The following is a 24,551-nucleotide window of genomic DNA, read 5'->3' as shown; positions in this document are numbered from 1 at the left end:
ATGCAAACCAATCCACTCGATGGCCTGCACGATATAATAGCGCCAAGCCAAGTTAATTGGTGGCCACTCGCCCCTGCTTGGTGGGTTATTATTGCACTGCTGTTTTTAGCACTGTGCGCAGCTATTTATATATTTTACAAAAAACATAAATTTAAAAAGCCTAAACGCTACGCAATACAATTGAGCCAAAGTGAGCAAAATCCTCAGCAACTGCATATTATTTTAAAACGTTTAGTGATTGAATATTACGACAAGCGCCTTGCTGCGCAATCTACCTCTAAATGGTGCACAACACTTAATACGCTTACCGGTTTGAGCTTTACAGAACAAGAAATACTAAGCTTGTATAACCCCAGCCAAAAAGATACAACACTGTGCGAAAAATTTCGCCAAGGTATTAAGCAATTTAAAATAAAGGAGTCAGTAAATGTTTGAATTTAGCTGGCCATGGTTATTTTTATTACTGCCCTTGCCTTTATTACTTTTACTATTAAAACCCGCGGCAAGTAATGCCAGTACGCGTTTACGTATACCCAGTTTTGCAAAGCACAATTTAACCAGCCAAAGCATTGAGCCACACGCACGACGTTTAAATCCTTTCGAATGGATAATTTGGTTATTACTTGTTACTGCCGCTGCCAATCCAACATGGTTAGATGAGCCAATCTCATTACCAAATGAAGGGCGCGATATAATGTTAGCAGTTGACTTATCAGGCTCGATGACCGAACAAGACATGGCTTACAATGGCCAATATGTTGACCGCCTTACCATGGTAAAAGCCGTACTCAGTGATTTTATAGAGCAGCGTCAAGGCGACAGGCTTGGGCTGATATTATTTGGCGACACCGCATTTTTACAAACCCCCCTCACGCGCGACGTTAAAACAGTAAGTAAAATGCTCAGTGAAGCGCAAATTGGTTTAGTGGGACGCGCAACAGCCATTGGTGATGCATTGGGTCTTTCGGTAAAACGCTTTGCCAATAAAGATGAGAGTAACCGTATTGTGGTGCTATTAACCGACGGACAAAATACCGCTGGTAATTTAAACCCAGAAGATGCTCTGCTGCTAGCTCGCGAGGAAGGTATTAAAGTGTACACCATTGGCGTTGGCTCAGATAATCCGCGCGGCTTTAGCCTCTTTAATATGGGTGGCTCTAGTGGCAGTAATTTAGATGAAAGCTTACTTAAAAAGATTGCCGAGCAAACTGGCGGATTATACTTTAGAGCCAAAGATGTAGCAGGCCTTCAACAAATTTACGCAGAGCTTGATAAACTTGAACCTATTAGCGCTGATGAACAAACATTTCGCCCACAAAGCTCATTATTTTACTACCCGTTACTTATCGCTATTTTACTTATTAGCTTAAAAGTAATGCTGAGTACATTGCGTGCATTAAAGGAGCCAAACTAATGGATTTTGAATTTATTCGCCCCGCTCTTTTATGGTTACTCATACCTGCTGTGGCATTATTTTTTGTTGCCTTAATTAAGCATAAAAAAACCACCAGTGAGCAGCTAATTGCACCGCATTTAGCACAATTTATAATGAGCGAAGCAAACACTAAAGCCAGCCAGCCACTTTGGTTAGTTGCTTTGTTTTGCAGCCTTGGCATTTTATTTAGTGCTGGGCCTAGTTTTGAGAAAAAACAAGTTCCTGTATTTCAAAGTAAAAGTGCCCGTGTAATTGTTATGGATATGTCGTACTCAATGTACAGCACCGATATTTTACCAAATCGTTTAATGCAATCACGCTTTAAAGCGCTTGATATGATTGAGCTATTTAAAGAAGGTGATACCGCGCTTGTAGCTTACGCAGGCACGGCCTATATAATATCGCCACTAACAAACGACGCCACAACACTTAGTAATTTAATTCCAAGCTTAAGCCCTGAAATAATGCCAGACAAAGGCTCAAACGTTTTAGCCGGTCTTGATATGGCCAAAGAGCTATTAACGCAAGCGGGTTATATTGATGGCGACATTATTTTAGTGACCGACGGTATTGATCAACAAGAACAAAGCGACGTGAGTAGCTTTACCAGTAACACCCAATATAGATTAAATATATATGGCGTGGGTACCGCTCAAGGCGCTCCAATTAAGTTACCTGAAGGTGGTTTTTTGAAAGACAGATACGGCCAAATTGTAGTACCTACTCTCAATGCCAGTCAGCTTAAAAATTTAGCATCGAGCAGTGGTGGTAAATTTGCTAGTTACCAGCCTAGTAATAACGACATAAATACGTTTGCCCCAAATGCACAGAGTGAATTATTGAAAGACGAAAAACAAAGCCACGCACTTTGGCGAATAGATGCAGGTATATACGGACTCTTGTTATTACTGCCATTTGGTTTGTATTTATTTAGACGCGCTGCCTTGCTGGGGGCTTTTTTAGCCTTTAGCTTTTTACCGCAGCAAAATGCGTATGCCGTAGAGCTTCCTACTCTTTTGCAAAATGCAGATCAACGTGCATTAGAGGCTTACAAAAATAAAGAATACGATGCAGCAACACAGGCGCAATCGAGTGAGTTAAAAGGCGCGGCGCTTTACCAGCAAGGTAATTTTGATGCTGCACTTAATGAGTTTAGTAATGATAAGTCGGCTACCGGTTTATACAACTACGGTAATGCCCTTGCCAAAGCTGGCAAGCTTGAGGACGCCATTGAAGCCTACAAACAAGCCCAAACCTTACAAAACGACTTTACACAAGCAACTGACAACCAAGCTTTAGTTGAACAATTACTCAATCAACAAGAGCAACAAAACCAGCAAGATCAGCAAAGCGACGGCGACGACTCTCAAGACCAAGATGATAGCCAGAAAAAAGATGAGCAAAACCAAGGGCAAAATTCTGATGAGTCAAAACAGGATCAGCAACAAAATGGTGATAAAAGCGATTCTGAAAAAGGCGAAAACGAAAGTCAAAGCTCAAGCGATGAAAAATCTGATAAAGAATCAGATAAAGAGTCTGAACAATCAAAAGATCAACAAGGTGAGCCTGGCGAGCAATCAGACAAGCAAAATGAACCTGATATGCAAGCTCAGCCACAAAGTGAGCAAGGTCAAAATAAAGACGCTGACCAACCTCAAGACGAGCAGCAACAAAGTAAGCCACAAGCAATGAATGAGCAACCTGCTACTGATGAGCAAAAACAAAATGCTCAGCAACAAGCTATGCAAGCCCAAGCAAGTGAGCTCACTAATGAAGAAAAAGAAAAAGCACAACAGCTTAATCAACTACTTAGAAAAGTCCCGGACGATCCGGCTATTTTATTACGGAATAAAATGCAATTAGAAGCCCAAAAAAGACAATATAAACGTCGCCCTACAGGAGTCGAAAAATCATGGTAATGCGATTATTTTGCTGTTTATTGCTATTAAGTGCGATGCCTTCGTGGGCTGCCACCAAATTAGAAGCCAGCGTAGATAAAAACCCTGTTTTAGCGGGTGAATTTTTTATGCTTAATATATCCGTAGACGATACAGTTAAAGGCGAGCAACCAGACACCTCATCGCTGTTAAAAGACTTTGTGGTAGGCCCAACAAGCTTAAGCTCTCGTACCAACATTATTAATGGCAGCATTAATAAACAAACCACGTGGTCAGTTAAATTAATGACCCGTGCAGAGGGCGATTACACTATTCCGGCATTTAGCGTTGCAGGGTTAACCTCACAGCCTATTAAATTAAAAGTGGCAAAACGCTCAGTTGATGCAGATAAAAATAACGAAATATTTTTAAAAACGTCGCTCTCGAGTAATTCATTGTTTGTCCAAGAAGCCGGTGTTTACACTATTAAGCTTTACCTTGCCAAAGAACTGCTTGATGGCAGCTTAAGCACACCAAGTATGGAAGATGCTCAGCTAACCCAATTGGGTAAGCAAACTGAAAGCTATGAGCTTGTTGATGGTAAACGCTACCTTGTTATTACTCGCGAGTATTTGATTCAGCCACAAAAGAGTGGTGCGTACACTATTGCAGGCCCCGCTTTTCAAGGGCGAGTACAACAAAATTATCGTCAATTAGAAGTATCAGCTCTTGGCGACGATCAGCAAATAGAAATTAAACCAATTCCGAGTGATTATAAAGGTGCATGGTTACCAAGCGAGCTGGTTAGTCTTGATGAAGAATGGCAACCTAACGACAACACCGTAGAAGTAGGTACGCCTATAACACGTACTATTACACTTACTGCGCTTGGAGTTACAAAAGAGCAATTACCTGAAATCTCTATGCCTACCATTGATGGCATACGCAGCTACCCTGATAAAAAAGAAAATAACAATGCAGTACGTGACGGACGCGTTGTATCGCAGCAAACTGCATCGTATGCATTATTGCCGCAAAAACCAGGTACTTACACTTTACCTGAAATACAGCTGCCTTGGTTTAATACTAAAATGAACCGTATTAGCGTAGCTACATTACCAAAGCGCACTATAACGGTAACGCCAAGTAGTACCGCACCTAATACCGCCGTGGCAAACCCACAATCAAACCCAAACAATTTACCTGCTATTGAAAATATTTCGAATGAAGCGACAGGCACACAACGTATTGAAACTAAAAGTGATACTCCTCTTTGGTTAATAGTTGTTGCCGCTTTAGGGTATATTTTATGGATTGGTACTGTAATTTTTTACTTAATGACCCGTTCTACTAAAAATACGACTGAGAAATTACAACCAAACAACCGTGATATTTCTCAGCCGAGCTTAAATGAGCTTAAAACGCTCGCTAAAACGAACGATGTGAAAGCTTTTTACACCGCATTAAATAGTTTTTCTGTAAAGGTGACTCACAAAAATGTTGGCGCTATTGATGAGCTTTGCATCCGCGTAAACAGCAGCGAGCTTAATGACCTCATTAGCCAATTGCAGGCACAACTTTATAGTAATAAAGGCGCAAACACGGATCTTAATGCTATTATTAAAATTCTTGAGAACTATCAAACTCAAGCATCAAAGTCGCAACAAGCTGTATTAAAAGACCTTTATGATTAATAACTACGATACTCAGGTCTTTTTTTGCAATAAATAATAATTTTCAATTAAAAAAGTGCTTATGCTTGGAAAGAAAAAATCAAACAATCAGGTCTTAATCGATATGGCAGAGAAACAAAAGCGTTATGAAGCCTTGGTCCACGTTTACAATAAAGAGCTTTATCGCTTTGCTTATTGGTTATGCCGTGATCCGCACATAGCAGATGATTTAGTACAAGAAACGTTTTTACGCGCGTGGCGTTCTCTCGACTCTTTACTTGATCAAAAGGCAGCTAAACCTTGGCTGCTTACTATATTACGAAGAGAAAATGCGCGCCGATTTGAACGTAAACAGTTTGATTACAGCGACGTAGAAAACGATACGCTTGTTGATGAAACCAGCCACTCATTAGATGATGAAATGGAGCAAACGGTTATCCAACGCCAGATTGCCCTGCTATCTGATGAATACCGAGAGCCATTATTACTACAAGTTGTAATGGGCTGCTCTGGCGAAGAGATCGCAGGCATACTTAATTTAAATAAAAACACGGTAATGACTCGTTTATACCGTGCCCGAAATCAACTTAAAGAGGCTTTAAGCCGTGATGATGAACAACTTAAAGGGGCATCAAAATAATGGATGAACTTGAGTTTCGTCGCCGCACTATTGCGCAGCCAAACGACATTGACAAGGAGCTCATGGAGTTTGCTAACAATAACCCAGAGCGACAAAGTTTTATTAATGATATGAAAGATTTTGATAAATTTATTCAAGACTCTTTAGATATACCTGTGCCTGAAAACCTTGCAGACCGCATTCTTTTAAACACATCGTTAAAAGAAAAAGCACGACAAGAAGAGCAAGCAACAGGAAAAAATGTAGTTGATGCCCGCTCGCGTTTTAAGCTTGACCGCGTGCATCTTGCATTAGCTGCATCTTTTGTAGTGGCTATTAGTGCCTTCTTTTTTAGTACAGAGCAAAATATTGCACACGAAGCGGGTGAGCATGCGCTTGCCCATGTGTACTACGAAATTAGTGCGCTTGATAAAAAAGAGCCCGTTAGCCTACAAAGCGTTAACGACAAGCTTGCAGTATTAGGTGGTCATCTTGATGAGCTTCCTGGTGATGTAACTTACGCTATGTTTTGTGATTTTAAAGGCGAAAAAGGGCTACATTTGATATTTGAGTCTGACTTTGGTCCTATGACGGTATTTATAGTGCCTTCTGAAAATAAATCATTTGGTTTTGGCGATGATAATTTCAAAGACGAGCGCTTTGAAGGTCATATTAACCGAGGCTCACAAGCAGATACTATTTTAGTGGCAAGTGTTGGAGCACCTCTAAATACTTATAACGAACGCGTTACTGGCGCTATTCGTTGGCTTTAAAATAAACAAATTTACCGCTTAGTCCCTACTAAGCGGTTTTTTGATTATATACCCACCAATAAACCTTTTCTTTTATACTCAAAACCTCTGATTTTTAAAGTAATTAATTAAACTCCTTAAGAAAGTAAATTATAATCGCGGCTCGATTTTAATTAGGGAATTTCATGAAGAACATCATCGTTATTTTTTCATTATTGGCATTATTATGTACTGCCAGTTTTGATGCACACGCACGTAAAAAGTTTGGCAGTAGCAAACGTGGACAAACTCCTGCAACACAACAAACAGCACAAAAACAAAAAGCAGATACAACAACCCCAACAGCAGCACCTAAAGCCACATCAAATAAAAAAGGCATTATGGCTGGCGTTTTGGGTGGTCTTTTAGCGGGTGGCTTAATTGCAGCAATGTTAGGCGACGATTTTGAAGGTTTTCAGCTATTAGAAATGATTTTATTAGCTGGCGGACTATTTATTTTATTTAAGCTAGTAACAGGCTTTTTACGTGCTAATCGTGCCCCACAACTTGCAAATGCCAGTGCAGGTACAAGTGCTCAGAAAAATGCTTTTAAACAAGCACCTATCGAGCAACCAACAAGCACAGGCTTTGCTAGCAGCGCCCCACAAGATGAAAGTGTCCCTTTTAATTTACCACCTAACTTTGACGTTAATGGCTTTTTGCAAGGTGCCCGTAGTCATTACCATACGCTACAAACTGCATGGAATAATGCCGATTACACCACAATGGCTGAATACTTAAGCCCTGCGCTTGTTGCCGAGTTTAAAGCTGAACGTGAAGCTATACAGAGTGTAGACACTGAAGTAATGTTTATTGATGCCGAACTTGTGCGTGCAGATACAAATGCGCAATCGTGGCAGGTTAGTGTTCGCTTTAAAGGTAAGCACCGTGATTTAGGCGATAAAAAAGAACAGCCTATTTTAGAAATTTGGCACTTAGAGCGTCTAATTTCAGACGATGCTCCATGGCTAATAGTGGGTGTTGAAGATTTAATTGATACTCAATAAGCTTTTATTATTTTAAACACCGCGCTTTTTAGCGCGGTGTTTTTTTATTTAAAAAACAATTGATTTACCGCGCCCTGATGCTTCAGAAGCGGCATCTAATTGGCCCTCTTTATTAATAATAACGTGTAAGTCACCAAAGTGATTCTCATCGATGGTGTAACCCATTTTTGTAAGCTCTGCTTTTACGCTATCGGTTAAACCTATGTGTGTTCTAATTATATTTTTAGGCCACAATTGATGATGAAAACGAGGGCTATTTACAACCTGCTCTGCACTCATATCAAACTCTACCGCATTTAAAATAGATTCGTACACAGAGCTAATAATGGTTGTGCCACCAGGCGAGCCTGTCACCATTTTAACGGTGTTGTCTTTAAGGAGTATTGTAGGCGTCATAGAACTCAACATACGCTTGTGCGGCTGTATTTCGTTAGCTTTACCGCCTATTGCACCAAACACATTCATAACGCCTGGTTTGGCACTAAAGTCGTCCATTTCATCATTTAAAATAAACCCTGCACCTTCAACAACGACACCGCTACCAAACCCTAAGTTTATTGTGGTGGTATTTGCGACAGCGTTACCCATTTTATCAACGATTGAAAAGTGCGTAGTTTGCTCACTTTCTTTAAGGCCCGGTTTAATATTTTCGGTAGTCGAGATAGCGGTTAACGAAATGCCATTACTGCGCTCTTTAAGGTAGTTAATATTAGTTAACGCGTTTACTGGTACATCAAAAAAATCAGGATCGCCTAAATACTCCGCCCTATCTGCAAATACACGTTTACCTATTTCAGAAAGTAAGTGCACATACTGAGTCGAGTTATGCGCTAAGCCTGCATCTGGTTTTTGTAACTCATACATTTTGAGCCACTGTAAAATAGCAATACCACCTGAACTCGGCGGTGGCGAAGTAAGTACTTCATAACCATTCCAACTTGCTTTAATGGGTGTACGTGATTTAGCGGTATAATTTTTTAAATCATCTTGATTAATAATACCACCATGCAGATGCATAAATTTAGCAATAATATTTGCAGTCTCGCCTTTATAAAATCCATCTTGGCCGTTATCACGAATACGCTTTAGCGTTGCCGCTAGCTCGGGTTGCTTAAAGACTTTATTGGCTTTTACATCAGCAAAATATTTTTCAAAGTTTACATTTATTTTTTGCTCTTTTAGGTGGGCTATATAATTGCTCACACCTTTTGCTAACTTAGGCGGAACAACAAACCCTTGCTCAGCCAACGTTACAGCAGGCTGTACTAGTGTTTCCCACTTTAAAGTGCCATGCTTTTGATGGGCAAGCCACATACCCGCTACACTGCCAGGTACACCGCTTGCGTGAATGCCATATATTGATTTGTTTGCAATAACATTACCTTGCTTATCTAAATACATATCACGATGAGCCGCTGTTGGCGCTGTTTCGCGATAATCTATAAAATCGCCTTTGCCATCTTTTTGAATAAGCATAAATCCCCCGCCGCCAATATTTCCGGCTTCAGGAAGCGTCACTGCAAGTACAAATTGTGCCGTAATAGCCGCATCAACAGCATTACCGCCTTGCTCTAATATACTTTTAGCAGCATCGGCACTGAACGAGTCAGGCATTGCGACCGCGCTTTGCGCTAAAGGCTGCGCCAAAACACTAAAAGTAGTGAACTGTAAAACCAGTACACTTTTGACGATTAATTTACGTGGTGAAAAAAACAATCCCATACAACATCCTTAATTTATTATTTTTGTTGCCCATATTAATGCACGTCATTTAAGGACAGGTCAATCTTTATACTGTTGATATTTAATCATCTTCAAACGTTTTTTGAATAAAGTACCGCGGGTAAGTCGCCTTGCTCATCTGTATGTGTATAATTTTTTATAAATTGCAGGCCTAACTTTTTCATTATTGTTATAGAGGCCGTATTATCTTTTAGTGCAGTTGCGCTTATCGCCTTAACGTCATCTTGCTTAATGAGTTCATCACATAATGCTAAAGCCGCCTCGGTTGCATAACCATGCCCCCAACTCGCTTGTTTAAAGCGCCAACCTATTTCAATATCGCTGTAATTTGGTGCATCACTAAAGAAATCCATAGGTCTTATTAATACCCAGCCAATAAATATATTGGTTTGCTTTATAGTGATACTCCACAGCCCCCAGCCTTTTAGCTCATTTCTATATGCGAGCATACGAGGCACTCCCTCATTTTTTATTTGCTCTAAAGAGGTAGGTACACCTCGCGTTAAATACTGCATTACGGCGGGGTCTTGGTCGAGTTCAAATAATTGAGGCCAATCATGCTCACTCATTAATTTAAAATTTAATCGTTTTGTTACGGGGGCGTTCATTTTCATTGTTGTATAGTCTGCCTCGAATTAATTATCAGTCTCTAAAGGAGATAGCACATGAATAAATTAGCAGGTTTAGCTTTATTAGGCACTTTAATTACATTAACTGGTTGTGAAGATGCCACCGAAGTAAAAGAAGATGCAAAAGATAAAAGCGCACAAATGCAAGAAAAGCTTGGTGATGCATGGAACGACGTTAAAGAGACAACTAACGATCTTAAAAATGATGAGTCTTTAAACGAGCTATTAGAGCAAAGTAAAACAATGGGCTTAGACATGTACGACGACGGCAAAGAGATTGCGGTTGATGCATGGATTAAAAGCAAAGAAGCTGCTGGCGAGTTAACTGAAAAAACTAAGCAGAAAGCGCAAGAAATTGCTGACGAAATTGAGCAAGCGCGTAAAGAACATAACGAAGGTTAATTTAACTTTCGATAATAAAAAAGGAAAGCCTCGGCTTTCCTTTTTTGTTTTAAGCAGTTTAGCCCTGACATGTGTTTACATATTTAGGGCTTATAAGCTCAAATTAACCTTTGTACTTACTCATAACTAAAGTAGCGTTTGTGCCACCAAAGCCAAAGCTATTAGACATTACAGTATTTAACTCAACGTCACGACGTTCAGTAATAATATCTAAACCTGCCGCTTGCTCATCTAGCTCATCAATATTAATTGAAGGCGCTACAAAGCTGTGCTCTAGCATCAATAATGAGAAGATAGCTTCGTGAACACCTGCAGCACCGAGGGCATGACCCGTCATTGCTTTAGTTGCGCTGATCATTGGTGACTTACCACCAAACACTTCTTGAATCGCACCAAGCTCTTTAACGTCGCCTACAGGTGTAGATGTACCATGCGTGTTTAAGTAATCAATACTGTCTACATCTTGCATAGCTTGGCGCATACAACGTGCTGCACCTTCGCCAGATGGAGCAACCATGTCGTAGCCATCTGATGTTGCACCGTAACCAACTATTTCAGCGTAAATGTGCGCGCCACGTGCAAGTGCATGTTCAAGTTCTTCAACTACAACAATACCGCCGCCGCCAGATATAACAAAACCATCGCGGTTCGCATCGTATGTACGAGACGCTTTTTCTGGTGTTTCGTTGTACTTAGTAGAAAGTGCGCCCATAGCGTCAAATTCCATTGCCAATGTCCAGTGTAGTTCTTCACCGCCACCAGCAAAAACAACATCTTGCTTACCTAATTGAATTTGTTCTACTGCATTACCAATACAATGCGCAGATGTTGCACATGCAGAGCTAATTGAATAGTTAACACCTTTAATTTTAAAGGGTGTTGCTAAACAAGCAGATGTAGTGCTCGCCATAGTACGTGGAACCATATAAGGCCCTACACGTTTTACGCCTTTTTCACGTAAAATATCAGCAGCTTCTACCTGCCATTTAGACGAACCACCGCCAGAGCCAACAATAATACCCGTGCGCTCATTTGATACTTGGTCGTCAGACAAACCTGAGTCTTCAATTGCTTGAGTCATCGAAATATAAGAATATGCAGCAGCATCACCCATAAAGCGCATTGCTTTGCGGTCAACATGTGCTTTAACGTCAATATCAATTTTACCCGATACGTTACTACGTAACTTATAATCGGCAAATTCTTGGTTAAAAGCGATACCGCTTTTGCCCGTTTTTAACGATTCTAATACTTCTTCTTTGTTGTTACCAATGCTTGATACAACACCGATACCTGTAATTACAGCTCTTCTCATGGGTAATTCCCTTAGCTTAATACTTAATTGCATTCTATTTTACGCGAATTTAATCACCTAAGTGGTCAGCTTTCTAGCGTACACTTGTACTCTGAACTGCTAGCTTATAAATAACGCCAGACTATTACAAAGAAAACCCGTAAAATAATTAAAAATATATCTATAAATTTAAAAAATTATGATTAAGAACGCACATAGTCACATTAATAATTTAGGTACACCTTTGACTAATGACTCCGGTGATATTTATTTTTCTAATGACGATGGCTTAGCTCAATCGCATTATGTGTACTATGAGCAAAATAATATAGATGTACGATTACAAAATCATGACCAATCACATTTTGTTATTGCCGAAACCGGTTTTGGCACCGGTTTAAACTTTTTAAATACGTGGCAACGCTTTAAAGACCACCTTGAGCGGATGCAAGTTCAAAATGAATGTGAAAAAAGCGTAAAACGCCTACACTATATTTCGTTTGAAAAGTATCCCTTAACATTAACAGACTTAAAACAAGCATTAACCGCTTGGCCTACCTTAAGTTATTTTAGTGAGCAATTAACAGTAAACTACCCAATTAATTTAGAAGGATGCCACCGGCTCGAATTTAATAATGGCAATGTTGTTCTCGATTTATACTTTGGTGATGCGCTTGAATCAATACAAGCAATGAGCTACCCGCAAACAGGAATTGTTGATGCTTGGTATTTAAATGGGCTTGAGCCAAGTGAAAATCCTGATATGTGGCAGCAAAGTTTATTTAACTCCATGGCTGATATAACAAGAGCTAATGCAACCTTATCGACTTTTACTGCCGCTGACTTTGTTCAACGAGGATTAATAGAGGCTGGCTTTAGCATTAAAAAAGCCAAAGATTTTAATCAAAAAGAAAAGATGCTTATTGGCCAACTTAAACATGTTAATAGCGCTCAATCAACCCCCGCTTATTTTAATCAAGATAGCAGTACTTTAAAAAATGTAGCGGTCATTGGCGGTGGTATTGCCAGTAGCTGTATTTTATACAGCTTGGCTAAACGAGGCATAACCAGCCAATTATTCTGCCAAGATGAAAAGCCTGCAATGGGGGCATCGCACAATGTGCAAGGCGCTATTTACCCTCACCTACAAGCTAAAAACTCGCCACACAGTGAATTGTTTGCACATAGCTTTTTATACGCAAAACGTTTGTATAACCAGTTACTCAAAAACGGCTTTAGCTTTGATTACGATTGGTGCGGCGTATTACAACACGCAGTGAAAAAACCTCTCGCTGATAAGCACGTAAACTTAGCACAAAAGCAACTGTGGCCAACCCAGCTAATGCGTAACGTTACCGCAGAGCAAGGCGATGAAATAGCCGGCGTAACGACAGGTTATTCAGGCGTGTTTTTTGAACAAGGCGGCTGGGTTAACCCGCCACAATTAGTAAACGCTATGCTAAGCGCTGCAAACAGCATAAGCCCATTTAAAAGCCTATTTAACTGCAATATAAAGCAGCTTAAAAAAACTGATAGCGGTTGGTTTTTATTAACGAATGATGAGCAGCTAGGCCCTTTTAGCGATGTAATTATTTGTGCAGGTGAGCACAGCGATGCATTTGAGCAAACAAAAGCGCTACCTATAGTAGGCGTACGCGGTCAGGTTTCACATATTGAGGCAAGTGAGCAATCACGCAAACTTAAAACAGTGCTATGCCATAAAGGGTATTTTACCCCGGCTTATTTAGATCATCACTGTATGGGTGCCACATTTGAAAAAAACACTAAAAGCCGCCAAGTTACAGCGATCGACAACCAATTAAACCAAGAGCAACTACTTAGCTTTTATCAGCAAAGTGAATTTGCCTCCACCCTTGGCAATATAAACTCGGCAAAAGCGGCTGTTCGCTGCACATTTATAGATCACCTACCAATGGCTGGGCAATGGTGCGAGCAAAGTGATTATACAATGGCTTTTGCTAATCTACGTTTAGGTAAACGCTACCAATATGAGCAACTTAATAAACCACAACAAGGTCTGCATATTTTTACCGGTTTTGGTGCACGCGCTTTATGCAGCGCACCGCTAAGTGCAGACCACCTCGTAAGTTGTTTAAATAACGAACCCCGCCCATTAAGCGAACGTGTAAGCCAAGCGATTCATCCTGCACGATTTATCGTCAGAGATTTAATTCGTAATAAAATTTAAATGAGTTATGCACATTAAAACAATAGATCTAATGTGCATATAAATTAAAAACATAAATTATTTTGAACTAGACAACCTTTCAACTAATTCAACACGGCGATTTAGTTCACGACCTAAATCATTTTTATTAGTTGCAACGGGTGAATAAGGACCCGCTCCTTGAGCTAATAACCTTACTTTAGCTACCCCATAATCAGCAATTAATGCGTTAACAACCGCATCAGCACGGCGCTTTGAAAGCTTTAAATTATAATCAGGCGAGCCTTTATCATCGGTATGACCAACAACATATAAACTCAATTTTTTATTTTTTTCCATAACTTGAGCAATAACATCTAACGCCTCTTTAGATTCAGCTTTAATAGTGGCTTTATCATAATCAAATAAAACACCGTAAATAGACGCCTTTCCTTTTTGCTCTAACTGCTCAAGAACTTTATCACTATTCGTTTTTATTAGGCCTGTCACTAAGGGCTCTGTACGAGCAACAACAAGCTGAATACGAGAATCGCCATTATAATTACCTATAAAAAAGGCAACGTAGGTAGTTTGCTCGTTTACAGTATTTTTCATAACTTGATATCTAGGTTCGCGAAAGTAGTTATAAACAGATTTAATCGCCAACTTATCACCTAATGCTTGAATCTCTTTTCTTTTTGTACCGCATTCATTTTTTTGACAAGAAAATACGGTTTCAAAACCTTCTTTAGTCAAAGCACTCACATAGTTATGATAAATTTTTAACGTCGATACTTTATTCGCAATATAAGTAATTCGCGTTAAATCTCCTGTAACATTAAGCATAGGTGAAGTACTCGTTTTTTTATCAGACTTGCCAATTGGGATACTAAACTCCTCATAATCAACATTTTGATAATCCTCGATATAGCTACCAGGGTAACGACTTAATAAAGGATGATCTGCAGAACCTTTAAGATCTTCATGTGTAGGTTTTTTTATTTTATTACTAACTTTTTTCTTGAATGCTTCAAAATCAGCTTTTATCAGCCCAGTTTCAATTTCTTTAATATTAACTGTCGTCAAAAGTGCTTGTGTCATATTTTTATATTGTCCAACAAATAACGAAATGGCAGCTTCAGGAAGATCTCCTTTTGTTGCATAAATATAATGTGGTTGCCCGTAATAACTAGAAACGTTGAAATAGCTCGACTCTTCAGCCAGCAATTTATCCTCTCGCTTTTCATAACAATCGTTTAAAGAACATGTATACAAAACTTTAAATCCAGCGTCACTTAAAGCGTTTTTGTAGTTTTCCATTACCTTTAAAGAAGCAACATTCTTTATTTGATAAGAAAAATGACTTACATCTCCAACAAATGTCTTATATTCAAATTGCTGAGATTTTTTTAGCGCAGGATTAAAGGCTGATACAAACTGTGTTTCTTCGCCCGCTAAAGTGACTTTCTTTCCTAATTTCGCATCGGGGTAAGTCGTTAATAATGGCTTTGCTTGCAGGTTAAACGCGCAGCACAGGTAGGTAGTACAAATTAAAAGTACTTTGATAATATTATTTTTCATAGAAATTCCTTTTAAAGTATTAGATTACATTAGCACTATGCCTAATGAGTAAACTTAATTCAATGTTCCTTATTTGTATAACTTTATTAACTTTCTAGGTATTCAGGAGAATAGAGGGATAAAAGTTTTTTAATTAGTCACTTAGCCGAAAGCATCAAATAACGACAACGTCTATTAAACAAGTACGCAAGCTAAGCATTCTCATTGGATACCTCCCTTTACGCGATGAAATACAAAATAAAAATTAAATGACATAAATTTTTATTTCAGTAAAGTAGGCATTAATAAAAGGAAATTATTACACAAAGGACTCTCATGAAAATTTTAGCATTTTTAATAATATTGCTATGCACTCTATCGTTTAACGCACTCAGCCAAAGCGTCACTGAAATCCCACTACCTGAATAATTTGTTACAACGATGGATGTAGCAAGCGAATACCCAATGGTACGCACTGGTTATTTAACAGATTCAATTTCTGATATCACTCGCTTTTATCAGCAAAAATTAGGTGAGCCTTTAAAAACAAACGGCAATAATACATATCGCACTTTATTTTATAATTACCAAGAACGTAAAGTCCGTATTAGTCTATACCGCCGTAGTCATGTGACCGAAGTGAGTATAATGGTTGAATAAAAAGGTCTAAAAAAACACACCAAAAACAGCTGATTTTAATACTCAGTTAAGCATCGCACTTTAATTAAAGTATTCTTTGAAATTAGCTCATTTAAACTCTTTTTTACCCTTTAAAAATAATCCCCTACCCCAAGGTCTGTTTGTAAGCACATTACTTTTACTATTTATTGGAAGGAGTTAATTATGAGTAAGACCCTAATTATTGGCGCAAGCGGACAAATAGGTAAAATGGCAACTGAGCTACTTTTAGAAAATGAGCAAAATGTTGTGGCATTAGTGCGTGACAAAAATAAGTTAAGTGATTTAAACAGCTCTTTTTTAACTATTGTTGAGCAAGATCTTGAAGGTGATTTTGGTGATGCAATGAAAGGCTGTGACCAAGTGATTTTTGCTGCTGGTTCTGGTGGAAGTACAGGCGATGATAAAACTGTACTCATTGATTTATGGGCTGCAACAAAAGCAGCTACATTCGCTAAAGAGCACGGCGTTAACCACTTTATTATGGTCAGTTCAATTGGTGCTGACGATCCAGATTCGATTCAAGGTGATTTAAAACCTTACTTGGTTGCTAAGCACATGGCTGACGAGCACCTAATAAATAGTGGTTTAAATTACACCATTGTTCGCCCTGGTACACTGACTGACGATAGTGCTTCAATGCAAGTAACTACGCAGCGACCAAGTGATCGTTCAAAAGCCAAAGTTAGCCGCGAAAACGTAGCTAATGCATTATTACATATTGCGACCAACTCATTTATTAGTAACCGCATTTTTGAGTTGTTTGATGGCGACAAGCCAATTAAAGCCGCTGTTAAATAAGCTTTAATACCAATTTAATTAAACGTATGAACAATTATTACAAAGAATGTGTAATTCATCGATAAGGCAAAAAATTACAGTGTAGTCGCTCTATATTAGTAACTTTTTGACGCAGTGAATTATTTAATCCGCTTTAGTAATTTATGTTTAATAAAATTAAATTTACTCCACTAAGTAAATTAGTGGAGTAATATTTTAATACCTTGCCAACCGAGTTGTAGCGTTAATAACGTTAAAACTATCCTAAAAATACGCTTGAATTTATCCCCAGACATGCTTTTAAGTAGTTTAATTCCGAACCAAGTTCCTACAGCACCACTTATTATCATAGCAATTACAAGCGGTATCCATTGCCAAAAACTAAAGCCAACAGCACCATAAATTATCGCTTTTAATAAATGCTGCACACTCATAATGCTCGAAAACGTTGCCGTAAATTTTAACTTTTCGTAATTATTTATATATAAACAGCTACCAACTAATGGGCCACTTGCCCCCACAAACATAGAAATAAAAGTAGTTACGCCACCGGCGACCATACGCCACACCTTAGAGGTTAATTTTATAGGTGGCGTTTTACCCCACAGTAAATAAATAACAAAAATAGCGACGACTAACTTCATAGCATCAAGTGATATATCATCAATTACAAAACTTGATAACCCCGCCCCTACTAAGCCGCCTAACGCAAAATATACAAACATTCTTTTATCAATATGCCTAAAGCTGAGTAAAAACCTATTTGCATTAGAGCCAAGCTGTACTAAACCATGCACAGGCACAACAACTGCCATTGGCATAAACGACGCCATAACAACAAGCAGCATTAATCCACCACCAGCACCAAATGCAGCAGATATAAAAGAAGTAAAGCCAGCGGTGATCATTAACAATAAAAACAAAAATAAAGACATGCTGTCGGGAAATAAAAATTCCATAAAACTCCACTGCCTATTTAAGTACTTTTAAGTCGCAGTATTTAAATAGTAAAAAAGGTACTAAACACATTTATAGCCACTTTATCAGCTTCTATCTCGTGCTATGTACTATGTTGCGTTGTTTTTGCACTTTGTTTGCACATTTAACAAATATTATACATTCAACTTCATTACCGGATATTTTTGATGAGAAGATTTAACACACCAATTCTGACACCGCTTGCAGTGTGTATACTTGCACTGGGTTTAGCTGCCTGTAACGGTAGCGATGCTGAAAGTACCGTCGTAACTGAAACAACCACCGATGAGGGAACTACAACAGATACTTCAACCGATTTTGTTGTAGAAGTTGACCCTTTTAATTTTGAAAGCGATGCGCTCATTTCATCAATTACCACTCAAACATGTACGCTAAGTAATGGCGATGAAGCCTCATGCTACAAAATTGATATTGCCGGTGCGCCTTCAAATTACGAGATTGGTGTATTTTGCCCTCAAAATATCACCTCAACAGCAGACGAAGCCGGTATTTGGTTTGATGGCACCGGTGAGGTTTACGATATAACCGGAGACTTTATTTTAAATCTACCTACATTATATAACGATAGTCATTGGCAGCTATACGACGAAGGTACAGGCCTTGTAAATGTAACCGACACACAAGAATCGTGTGATGGCGCTGCGCGTCCAAACGTAGAAGAACAATACCAAAACCACTGCGTAGAATGCTCTATTGATTATGTTGATGGCGGTATATCAGAATCATTTTTAATTCCAATAATGCCTGTTGCAACCACTCAAAATAGCAGTATTGGTAACGCTAATGTAGGTGTTGCTCTCAATGGTGTTGTACTTGCTGCACCTGCCCCAGTTGAGGCTATTTTAGGCGCATACACTATTGCAGCCTTTGATGATTGCGCTGGCCATATTAACTTAGTAGCAGGTTATCACTACCACGGTGAAGCAGGCTGTAGCCAAACACAAATTCAATCAGACGGTCATGCCGCCATGATGGGTTATGCACTCGATGGATTTGGTATATTTGCCATGCTTAACGAAGATGGATTAGAACCCACTGATTTAGATGAATGTAGAGGCCACACCGACGATACACGCGGATACCACTACCATGCAGCCGATGTATCTGAAAACATGTTTATTGGTTGTTTTAAAGGTGCTACCGCAAGATAACTCGCATTCTGACCAAATAATTAACTGAGATACTAATGAAAATATTTAACGTAATAAAAGCACTAACCACTGGCTTTTTACTTGCTACCTCATGCTCAGCGCTAAGTCATGCAGGCCACGGCTCAAACGCGCCTTGGGAAGCATGTGAAGAAAAAGCCATTAATGAAGATTGCAGCTACACAAGCCATGATAAAAAAGCGACAGGCACATGCCAAGCAATGAACAAAGTACTTATGTGTGTTCGAAATAAACCACTTGAAACAATAATAGACAAAGCAACTAAACCCGTAAGTGAGCAAAAGCAATCTGTAAAATCACTCGCTAAACTATAAAGTAAAATAATAGCTACACACCAAAGCCTTAACGCTGTTTATTAAGGCTTTTAAATAAAAAACCATTAGAAAGTACTACCTTTATCTGTTAGATTAGTTTTTGTGTACATAAAATAAAAAAATTCCAAATATGGAATAACACGCACAAGGAACTAATGTGGACGCTACATTTAAAATTATTTTTAATGGTCAGTTACATCAAGATGCAGATATAACGTCTGCCCAAGAACAACTCAGCCAACTTCTGAATATTCCTCATAATATTGTTATTCAATTATTTGATGGAAAAGCTTACGCTTTAAAAAAAGACCTATCGAGTATTGATGCTGTTAAAACAGAATCATCACTTAAAAAATTTGGCCTAATAACTAAAGTAGAACCCCAACTTACTAAACCCCTAAACAATCAATTAGTACTCACTGAGCACAGTGAAGATACTAATAAACACATTAGTAAGAGCACTCATGAAAAAAGCACCTCAGCACAAAGTGAGTTACTAAATACAGATGCAGCCTCAAGTAAAAACTCAACTATAGAACAAAGTAATAAATATAAACTACTGCACAACACTTTAAAAAGTGCATTGTATTTTTGCTATTGCGCCCTTTTTATTATTACCTTACTAGGCGCCGTAATTAGTTTTAATGCACTTAAAAACAACTTTGGCACCCCAAGTAATGTAACTACAAACAACTTAAGTTACCAAGAGTATAAGCAATATTTGATTGATCAAAATAGCCTAAATCAATCGGTACAAAAAGTAACAAATGATCAAACAGCTAACCCAACCCTACAAAAAAGTAATGAATACTTTAATCGCTTTTCATCACTAATAAATAGCTACGCGCAAAGTACAGGACAAGCTGATATAAAAACGATGGGGGGTGATAAATTACAACAGCACCTACAAGAAATAGACGACCTAGGCGCTAAAAATGAATTTTGGCAGCAACTGATACGACTTTCAAAAAGCTTAGATAACGATAAGCACGCAATAGGGATGCTAAACAATACTGACCCCGCCAAAGTACAATGGATAAACGCGGTAGATTGGATCAGCCAAAGCTATATTAGGCAACATCAAAACTCGCAAACTATAAATAACTCTCCTGTCACTACCTACGAGCCAAGTAACCCTATACTTAATCTAACGTTGTTAATAAGTATGCTGTCATTATTTAGCCTGCTTGTGATTGCAATAAAAATGAAGCTACGCGCAATTAAAAATACTTAAACTTTATTTTATAAATTCCATAAAAAAACCCGCAAATTTGGATTAACAAATTTGCGGGTTTCTTATGGTTTTCGAATAACGAGTTCAAAAACCTTTATTGGTGGAGCTGGGGGGATTTGAACCCCCGTCCGAAAAGCCTCGACCGTCGGTACTACATGTTTAGTATTGTCATTTAATTAACCTTTAAGTCCCGGACAAACACGGTAAGTAAAGGCGAGGCCGCTTAGTTTTAGCGCTTCAACCCCGGCCAGGGTTTCCGTCGCGATCAGGTGTTAGGGTGACACTCCAAAATCCAGTCCACAAGAATACATGAAAGGAGCGCTAGCCAGCCTAAGCTGCTAGAGAGTAGTTATCGTCGTTTGCGATTACTTTAGGTTGCGGCTGTTTAACGAGGCAAACCGCACCTCGACATGCACCTTGGGCTTCTTGAATTCCGTCGAATCCTAATCAGCCCCTGAATTAGTAACTCAATTCAGAGCGTGCAAACAGTATAACTGAGTAAAGTACTGATACTCAAGGCCTAGTAACGCTTTATTTTAATTGTATGTGCCAATCGCGTGTTAAGTAACCAAAATTTAGTTTATGCAAGCCTATATAAACATTTACTTAACAATGTGTTTAACCTGTGTTCAAATGAGGAGTTAAGGTTTTTGCTATTTCTAAACCTTTAGTTGTAAAAAATAAAAATAATAACAGGCATAGAGTAGGGAATTAATAAATGTCGGTTTTTTCATTTGATAAAAGTACAGGGTTTGTCTCTTTAGAAAGTCACCCTATTGATAGTGGTTTTCCTGTTACAAGTACTCAGTTAACGCAAATGCTAGAGCAATCTGAGTTTAGTGAGTACGAAGCTGTCATTGCCAATATTGGAAAGCTTTTTGCGCCCACTAAAAATTATCAGGAAGTATCGCTTGTCGTTGCTAAAGCTGTAGATGCGTCGCTTATCATTAATATTGATGAAAAAAACATGGTCGCAGAAGCAACATTAACTACCGCTAAAGGTGGCGCACTTTTGTCTATGGAAGGCGCGCAAAAAGCACTTGCTGATGCAGGTGTTAAAAAAGGAATAAGCCCTCGTGCGCTTGATACCTTTTTGGGCCAGCAGTTTGAGCAACCAGCAGGAAGCTCTTACAGTGCCATAATTGCACATGGGCGCAATCCAAAAGAAGGCAGCGATGCTAAATTTGTGCGTTTATGCTCAACAGCTCAAGACCGAGTACTCAGCCCACAAGCTAAAGAAGGCGGTAAGGTTGATATGAAAAACCTTGGCGCTATTATCACCGTAAAACCTGGCACTCCCTTAATGCAGCGTATTGCAGCTACACCTGGAGAAGAAGGCTATACGGTATTTGGCGATTCAATTAGTGCAAAACCAGGTAAAGATCACCAACTCCAGCCTTTCGAAGGTACAAAAGTAGATCCTAATAATCCTAATATGCTTATTGCCGACTGCAAAGGTGTGCCCGTTGCCCTACCCCGTGGTATGCGTGTAGATGACGTTTTATGCTTTGATAACGTAGATGTAAGTACAGGCCATGTTGATTTTGATGGTAGCGTAATTATTACTGGTGATATTAAAGACGGTATGCGTGTAAAAGCCAATGGTGATATTACGGTACTTGGTTTTGTAGAATCAGGAACTGTTGAAAGTAAAAGTGCGGTAACCATTATGCTTGGCGCAATTGGCCGAAAACGTGAAGGCGAGGAAGCATTTACATGCTCTATAACCGCTCAGCGAACTATTTCGATTGGTTATGCCCAGTACTGCAATATTAAATCCGAACAAGATTTATTTATTGAACGCCAAGCTCTGCATTGTGATTTGAGTGCTAGGCGATTAATACGTGTAGGCAAAGCAAATGACCCGCGAGGTAAAATTATTGGCGGTAATATTTTAGATGCTATGCGCATTGAAACAGGTGAGCTAGGCGCGCCAGCCGGTACTAAAACACGCGTATTTTTAGCACAACTCTGGTTTGAGCTTCGCCAAAAGCAAATACAAATCACCGATTTTGAAAAAGTACTTGCGACTAAAGTAACCGCTTTACAACAGGCTCGTGAAAAAGCGAGTAAAATTGCGGGGGCTGCTCAGCGTCAGCAATTCATGAATAAAATAACTGAAAATGAAAAGCATATAAAAATACGCTCTGCGCATATTCATCGTCAAAAACTACTTATTAAGCAAAAAATAGTGCAATTACTTGCCAGCAGTCGTTTAAAAGTAAATGAATTAATGCACCCTGGTGTGGAGCTTAAAATAGCGAAAGATTCTAAACAATTTTCGCGTATTTACCCGCCCCACCTAGTTAAGCTAACTGAGGGTAAAATTACTCAGACGTTTTAGTTTCTTCGTCATTTTCAGTTTCAACTTCAGCATCAGCATCAGCATCAGCGTCATCTAGTGGCGCTAATGGCCAACCACCTAATTGCTGCCAGCGGTTTACTATTAAACAATAAAGCTCAGCTGTACGTTCTGTGTCGTAAAGCGCTGAGTGCGCTTGGCTGTTATCAAACTCGATACCAGCCGCTCTACATGCTTTTGCTAATACAGTTTGCCCTAACGCTAAACCCGCTAAAGATGTTGTATCAAAGCTTACGAAGGGATGAAATGGCGTACGCTTAATGTTATTACGCTCTATTGCTGCATTTAAAAAGCCATGATCAAATGCGGCATTATGCGCCACAATAACTGAGCGTTGGCACCCAGCAGCCTTTTGCGCTTTGCGTACTACTTTACATATTTCTTTAATGACTTCATCTTCAGGTACTGCACCACGCAGTGGTGAAAATGGGTCTATACCATTAAAGTCGATGGCTGCTTGTTCTATATTAGCGCCTTCGAATGGCTGAACATGAAAATGAACAGTATGATCTATGCTGAGCAGTCCTTCGTCATCCATTTTTAAAACAGAGGCTGCTATTTCTAACAAGGCATCTGTTTCTTTGTTAAAACCTGCAGTTTCAACATCAATAACAACAGGAAAAAATCCACGAAAGCGTTTTGCGAAAGGTGTTTGCTCAGTATTTGCCATAGTCTTCTTTGTTTATACGTGTAAGCTGACTATTATGTCAAAATTGATGCCCCCTAGGCTAGGGGATTTAAGTATTTATTGCTTTAAAATTGTAGGCACATAACTTGCTTTAGCTTATAAGTTAGTTATATAGAGAACAAACTAATCATTGCAGTCGTTAATTTGCCAAATTATTGGCATTCCCGGATAGCTGGAGAGCACCATGAAGTATAAGTTGTTATTTATTAGCCTTAGTATAAGTGCAGTGCTTTGCAGTGCTCACTCGCAAGCTGCTATGCGCCAATACACAGCAACCCAAGACAACTCCAACTGGGAAGTCGTTAAAACCACGCGCTTACAATGCCAGTTAAATCATGAGGTTCCTTATTACGGTGAAGCTATTTTTAAAGCTTCAGCAAGTAAAAATAAAAACTTAACATTTAATTTAGATATGGTTGTACGCCCAGATAACTACGCAATTGCAGGTTTAAAAGCCGTGCCACCTACATGGCGTGCAGGGTTGCCCGCTCGCGATATTGCAAATATGAAATTACTTAAAAAGTTTGATGGCGAGCTAGGCAATAAAACCGCATGGGAAATGCTTACCGAGCTTGAAAAAGGCTACTACCCTACTTTTTATTATCAAGACTGGCAAAACAGTGCCGATAAAATTGCCGTTGGTATATCGAGCGTAAACTTTAAACAAGCTTACTGGGCTTTTTTACAATGCCGTGATGAGCTACTCCCTTACAGCTTTGAAGATATTTCGTTTACTGTAATGAACTATCAATCTAACAGCAGTAAATTAACTAAATCCTCGCAACAACGTCTTGATAAGATTGCTGAGTATTTAAAAAATGATGCAAGCATAGAGTCCATTAGTATTGACTCATACACAGATAGTTATGGCGGACGCTGGAATAACTTAGATTTATCGCGCAAGCGCGCCAAAACTATAAAAGATTATATGGTGAGCTTGGGTGTTGATGAAGCCAAAGTACAAACAACCGGTTTGGGCGAAAAACGCTTTGTTGATAATAACGATAACATTTTAAGCCGAGACAAAAACCGTCGTTTAATTATTCAAATAGAAAAAATGTAGTAAAGCTAATTTGCGCTTACTTTCTTTCGCTTTAAAACTTATCACTAAATTGAAAAAATGTAGTAAA

The 24,551-nt window shown here is 39.0% G+C and carries 22 protein-coding genes and 1 other RNA gene; 16 read left to right on the top strand and 7 right to left on the bottom strand.

The window, feature by feature from the left end; genetic code table 11:
• The 7 genes from I6F42_RS14025 (at position 1) to I6F42_RS13995 (ending at position 7,402) form a co-directional block, all read left to right on the top strand.
• On the top strand, positions 1–435 hold the full coding sequence (locus I6F42_RS14025) for a DUF4381 domain-containing protein (protein ID WP_004335624.1): 435 nt from the start codon (positions 1–3) through the stop codon (positions 433–435).
• The gene (locus I6F42_RS14020) at positions 428–1,414 is read left to right on the top strand and encodes a VWA domain-containing protein (RefSeq protein ID WP_033028574.1); all 987 of its coding nucleotides are present in this window, start codon (positions 428–430) and stop codon (positions 1,412–1,414) included. The genes I6F42_RS14025 and I6F42_RS14020 overlap by 8 nt, the downstream gene beginning before the upstream one ends.
• A complete protein-coding gene (locus I6F42_RS14015) occupies positions 1,414–3,354 on the top strand; it encodes a VWA domain-containing protein (protein ID WP_197152521.1) in 1,941 nt (646 codons plus the stop codon). The genes I6F42_RS14020 and I6F42_RS14015 overlap by 1 nt, the downstream gene beginning before the upstream one ends.
• Entirely contained in the window at positions 3,348–5,006 is a 1,659-nt protein-coding gene (locus I6F42_RS14010) for a BatD family protein (RefSeq protein ID WP_197152520.1), read from the top strand. The genes I6F42_RS14015 and I6F42_RS14010 overlap by 7 nt, the downstream gene beginning before the upstream one ends.
• Positions 5,007–5,067: 61 nt before the next feature.
• Positions 5,068–5,625 (top strand): sigma-70 family RNA polymerase sigma factor, encoded by a 558-nt coding sequence (locus tag I6F42_RS14005; protein ID WP_032827217.1) that lies wholly within the window; start codon positions 5,068–5,070, stop codon positions 5,623–5,625.
• Positions 5,625–6,377, top strand: coding sequence for a DUF3379 family protein (locus I6F42_RS14000; RefSeq protein WP_197152519.1), 753 nt, complete (start codon positions 5,625–5,627; stop codon positions 6,375–6,377). Before I6F42_RS14005 ends, I6F42_RS14000 begins: the two co-directional genes overlap by 1 nt.
• 164 nt (positions 6,378–6,541) lie before the next feature.
• On the top strand, positions 6,542–7,402 hold the full coding sequence (locus tag I6F42_RS13995) for a Tim44 domain-containing protein (RefSeq protein WP_197152518.1): 861 nt from the start codon (positions 6,542–6,544) through the stop codon (positions 7,400–7,402).
• A 48-nt stretch (positions 7,403–7,450) separates the two neighbouring features.
• On the opposite strand, the gene ggt is transcribed toward I6F42_RS13995, so the two are convergent.
• Entirely contained in the window at positions 7,451–9,124 is a 1,674-nt protein-coding gene (gene ggt / locus I6F42_RS13990) for a gamma-glutamyltransferase (RefSeq protein WP_197152516.1), read from the bottom strand.
• A gap of 92 nt (positions 9,125–9,216) precedes the next feature.
• Complete coding sequence (locus I6F42_RS13985) at positions 9,217–9,759, bottom strand: GNAT family N-acetyltransferase (protein ID WP_010554650.1); 543 nt, start codon at positions 9,757–9,759, stop codon at positions 9,217–9,219.
• A 51-nt stretch (positions 9,760–9,810) separates the two neighbouring features.
• Between I6F42_RS13985 and I6F42_RS13980 the strand changes: the two genes are divergently transcribed.
• A complete protein-coding gene (locus tag I6F42_RS13980; RefSeq protein ID WP_165721357.1) occupies positions 9,811–10,176 on the top strand; it encodes a hypothetical protein in 366 nt (121 codons plus the stop codon).
• A 103-nt stretch (positions 10,177–10,279) separates the two neighbouring features.
• On the opposite strand, the gene fabB is transcribed toward I6F42_RS13980, so the two are convergent.
• On the bottom strand, positions 10,280–11,491 hold the full coding sequence (gene fabB / locus I6F42_RS13975; protein ID WP_007582000.1) for a beta-ketoacyl-ACP synthase I: 1,212 nt from the start codon (positions 11,489–11,491) through the stop codon (positions 10,280–10,282).
• Positions 11,492–11,669: 178 nt separating this feature from the next.
• Between fabB and mnmC the strand changes: the two genes are divergently transcribed.
• Entirely contained in the window at positions 11,670–13,679 is a 2,010-nt protein-coding gene (gene mnmC / locus I6F42_RS13970; RefSeq protein ID WP_197152514.1) for a bifunctional tRNA (5-methylaminomethyl-2-thiouridine)(34)-methyltransferase MnmD/FAD-dependent 5-carboxymethylaminomethyl-2-thiouridine(34) oxidoreductase MnmC, read from the top strand.
• Between the two features lie 57 nt (positions 13,680–13,736).
• Here mnmC and I6F42_RS13965 read toward each other — a convergent pair whose 3' ends face one another.
• Positions 13,737–15,218, bottom strand: coding sequence for an OmpA family protein (locus tag I6F42_RS13965; RefSeq protein ID WP_197152511.1), 1,482 nt, complete (start codon positions 15,216–15,218; stop codon positions 13,737–13,739).
• A 420-nt stretch (positions 15,219–15,638) separates the two neighbouring features.
• Here I6F42_RS13965 and I6F42_RS13960 point away from each other — a divergent pair, with 420 nt between their 5' ends.
• Positions 15,639–15,857, top strand: coding sequence for a hypothetical protein (locus tag I6F42_RS13960; RefSeq protein WP_231616369.1), 219 nt, complete (start codon positions 15,639–15,641; stop codon positions 15,855–15,857).
• A 183-nt stretch (positions 15,858–16,040) separates the two neighbouring features.
• A complete protein-coding gene (locus tag I6F42_RS13955) occupies positions 16,041–16,676 on the top strand; it encodes an NAD(P)-binding oxidoreductase (RefSeq protein WP_197152509.1) in 636 nt (211 codons plus the stop codon).
• A 179-nt stretch (positions 16,677–16,855) separates the two neighbouring features.
• On the opposite strand, the gene I6F42_RS13950 is transcribed toward I6F42_RS13955, so the two are convergent.
• A complete protein-coding gene (locus I6F42_RS13950) occupies positions 16,856–17,614 on the bottom strand; it encodes a sulfite exporter TauE/SafE family protein (RefSeq protein WP_197152507.1) in 759 nt (252 codons plus the stop codon).
• Between the two features lie 186 nt (positions 17,615–17,800).
• On the opposite strand from I6F42_RS13950, the gene I6F42_RS13945 reads away from it, so the two are divergent.
• The 3 genes from I6F42_RS13945 (at position 17,801) to I6F42_RS13935 (ending at position 20,371) form a co-directional block, all read left to right on the top strand.
• A complete protein-coding gene (locus I6F42_RS13945) occupies positions 17,801–18,805 on the top strand; it encodes a YHYH protein (RefSeq protein WP_197152505.1) in 1,005 nt (334 codons plus the stop codon).
• Positions 18,806–18,840: 35 nt separating this feature from the next.
• Positions 18,841–19,137, top strand: a complete 297-nt coding sequence (locus tag I6F42_RS13940; RefSeq protein ID WP_197152503.1) for a hypothetical protein — start codon at positions 18,841–18,843, stop codon at positions 19,135–19,137.
• 157 nt (positions 19,138–19,294) lie between these two features.
• Entirely contained in the window at positions 19,295–20,371 is a 1,077-nt protein-coding gene (locus I6F42_RS13935) for a hypothetical protein (RefSeq protein ID WP_197152501.1), read from the top strand.
• A 98-nt stretch (positions 20,372–20,469) separates the two neighbouring features.
• Here I6F42_RS13935 and ssrA read toward each other — a convergent pair.
• Positions 20,470–20,826: a transfer-messenger RNA gene (gene ssrA, locus I6F42_RS13930) on the bottom strand.
• Positions 20,827–21,089: 263 nt separating this feature from the next.
• Between ssrA and I6F42_RS13925 the strand changes: the two genes are divergently transcribed.
• Positions 21,090–22,715 carry a DUF342 domain-containing protein gene (locus I6F42_RS13925; RefSeq protein ID WP_010554641.1) on the top strand — a complete coding sequence of 542 codons (1,626 nt, stop codon included), beginning with the start codon at positions 21,090–21,092 and terminating at the stop codon, positions 22,713–22,715.
• Here I6F42_RS13925 and rnt read toward each other — a convergent pair.
• Positions 22,699–23,403: a ribonuclease T gene (gene rnt, locus I6F42_RS13920; protein WP_197152499.1), complete on the bottom strand. Its 705-nt coding sequence runs from the start codon at positions 23,401–23,403 to the stop codon at positions 22,699–22,701. The two genes, I6F42_RS13925 and rnt, sit on opposite strands and share 17 nt — an antisense overlap.
• 202 nt (positions 23,404–23,605) lie before the next feature.
• Between rnt and I6F42_RS13915 the strand changes: the two genes are divergently transcribed.
• Positions 23,606–24,484, top strand: a complete 879-nt coding sequence (locus tag I6F42_RS13915; RefSeq protein ID WP_197152497.1) for an OmpA family protein — start codon at positions 23,606–23,608, stop codon at positions 24,482–24,484.
• The last annotated feature ends 67 nt before the right edge of the window (positions 24,485–24,551 follow it).

This window comes from Pseudoalteromonas sp. SWYJZ12, from assembly GCF_015864395.1.
In the GTDB taxonomy this organism is placed as follows: Bacteria; Pseudomonadota; Gammaproteobacteria; order Enterobacterales; family Alteromonadaceae; genus Pseudoalteromonas; species Pseudoalteromonas arctica.
Note: the sequence above shows the minus strand (reverse complement) of the source record. Positions and strands in the feature narration are given on the sequence as shown.

Excerpts from the sequence above, each read along its gene's own strand:
- I6F42_RS13985 (WP_010554650.1), bottom strand. The coding sequence starts at position 9,759 with ATGAAAATGAACGCCCCCGTAACAAAACGATTAAATTTTAAATTAATG.
- I6F42_RS13960 (WP_231616369.1), top strand. The coding sequence starts at position 15,639 with ATGGATGTAGCAAGCGAATACCCAATGGTACGCACTGGTTATTTAACA.
- I6F42_RS13955 (WP_197152509.1), top strand. The coding sequence starts at position 16,041 with ATGAGTAAGACCCTAATTATTGGCGCAAGCGGACAAATAGGTAAAATG.
- I6F42_RS13940 (WP_197152503.1), top strand. The coding sequence starts at position 18,841 with ATGAAAATATTTAACGTAATAAAAGCACTAACCACTGGCTTTTTACTT.
- I6F42_RS13965 (WP_197152511.1), bottom strand. The coding sequence starts at position 15,218 with ATGAAAAATAATATTATCAAAGTACTTTTAATTTGTACTACCTACCTG.
- I6F42_RS13950 (WP_197152507.1), bottom strand. The coding sequence starts at position 17,614 with ATGGAATTTTTATTTCCCGACAGCATGTCTTTATTTTTGTTTTTATTG.
- rnt (WP_197152499.1), bottom strand. The coding sequence starts at position 23,403 with ATGGCAAATACTGAGCAAACACCTTTCGCAAAACGCTTTCGTGGATTT.
- I6F42_RS13995 (WP_197152518.1), top strand. The coding sequence starts at position 6,542 with ATGAAGAACATCATCGTTATTTTTTCATTATTGGCATTATTATGTACT.
- I6F42_RS14010 (WP_197152520.1), top strand. The coding sequence starts at position 3,348 with ATGGTAATGCGATTATTTTGCTGTTTATTGCTATTAAGTGCGATGCCT.
- fabB (WP_007582000.1), bottom strand. The coding sequence starts at position 11,491 with ATGAGAAGAGCTGTAATTACAGGTATCGGTGTTGTATCAAGCATTGGT.
- I6F42_RS14005 (WP_032827217.1), top strand. The coding sequence starts at position 5,068 with ATGCTTGGAAAGAAAAAATCAAACAATCAGGTCTTAATCGATATGGCA.
- I6F42_RS13915 (WP_197152497.1), top strand. The coding sequence starts at position 23,606 with ATGAAGTATAAGTTGTTATTTATTAGCCTTAGTATAAGTGCAGTGCTT.
- I6F42_RS14015 (WP_197152521.1), top strand. The coding sequence starts at position 1,414 with ATGGATTTTGAATTTATTCGCCCCGCTCTTTTATGGTTACTCATACCT.
- I6F42_RS14000 (WP_197152519.1), top strand. The coding sequence starts at position 5,625 with ATGGATGAACTTGAGTTTCGTCGCCGCACTATTGCGCAGCCAAACGAC.
- I6F42_RS13945 (WP_197152505.1), top strand. The coding sequence starts at position 17,801 with ATGAGAAGATTTAACACACCAATTCTGACACCGCTTGCAGTGTGTATA.
- I6F42_RS14020 (WP_033028574.1), top strand. The coding sequence starts at position 428 with ATGTTTGAATTTAGCTGGCCATGGTTATTTTTATTACTGCCCTTGCCT.
- mnmC (WP_197152514.1), top strand. The coding sequence starts at position 11,670 with ATGATTAAGAACGCACATAGTCACATTAATAATTTAGGTACACCTTTG.
- I6F42_RS14025 (WP_004335624.1), top strand. The coding sequence starts at position 1 with ATGCAAACCAATCCACTCGATGGCCTGCACGATATAATAGCGCCAAGC.
- ggt (WP_197152516.1), bottom strand. The coding sequence starts at position 9,124 with ATGGGATTGTTTTTTTCACCACGTAAATTAATCGTCAAAAGTGTACTG.
- I6F42_RS13980 (WP_165721357.1), top strand. The coding sequence starts at position 9,811 with ATGAATAAATTAGCAGGTTTAGCTTTATTAGGCACTTTAATTACATTA.
- I6F42_RS13925 (WP_010554641.1), top strand. The coding sequence starts at position 21,090 with ATGTCGGTTTTTTCATTTGATAAAAGTACAGGGTTTGTCTCTTTAGAA.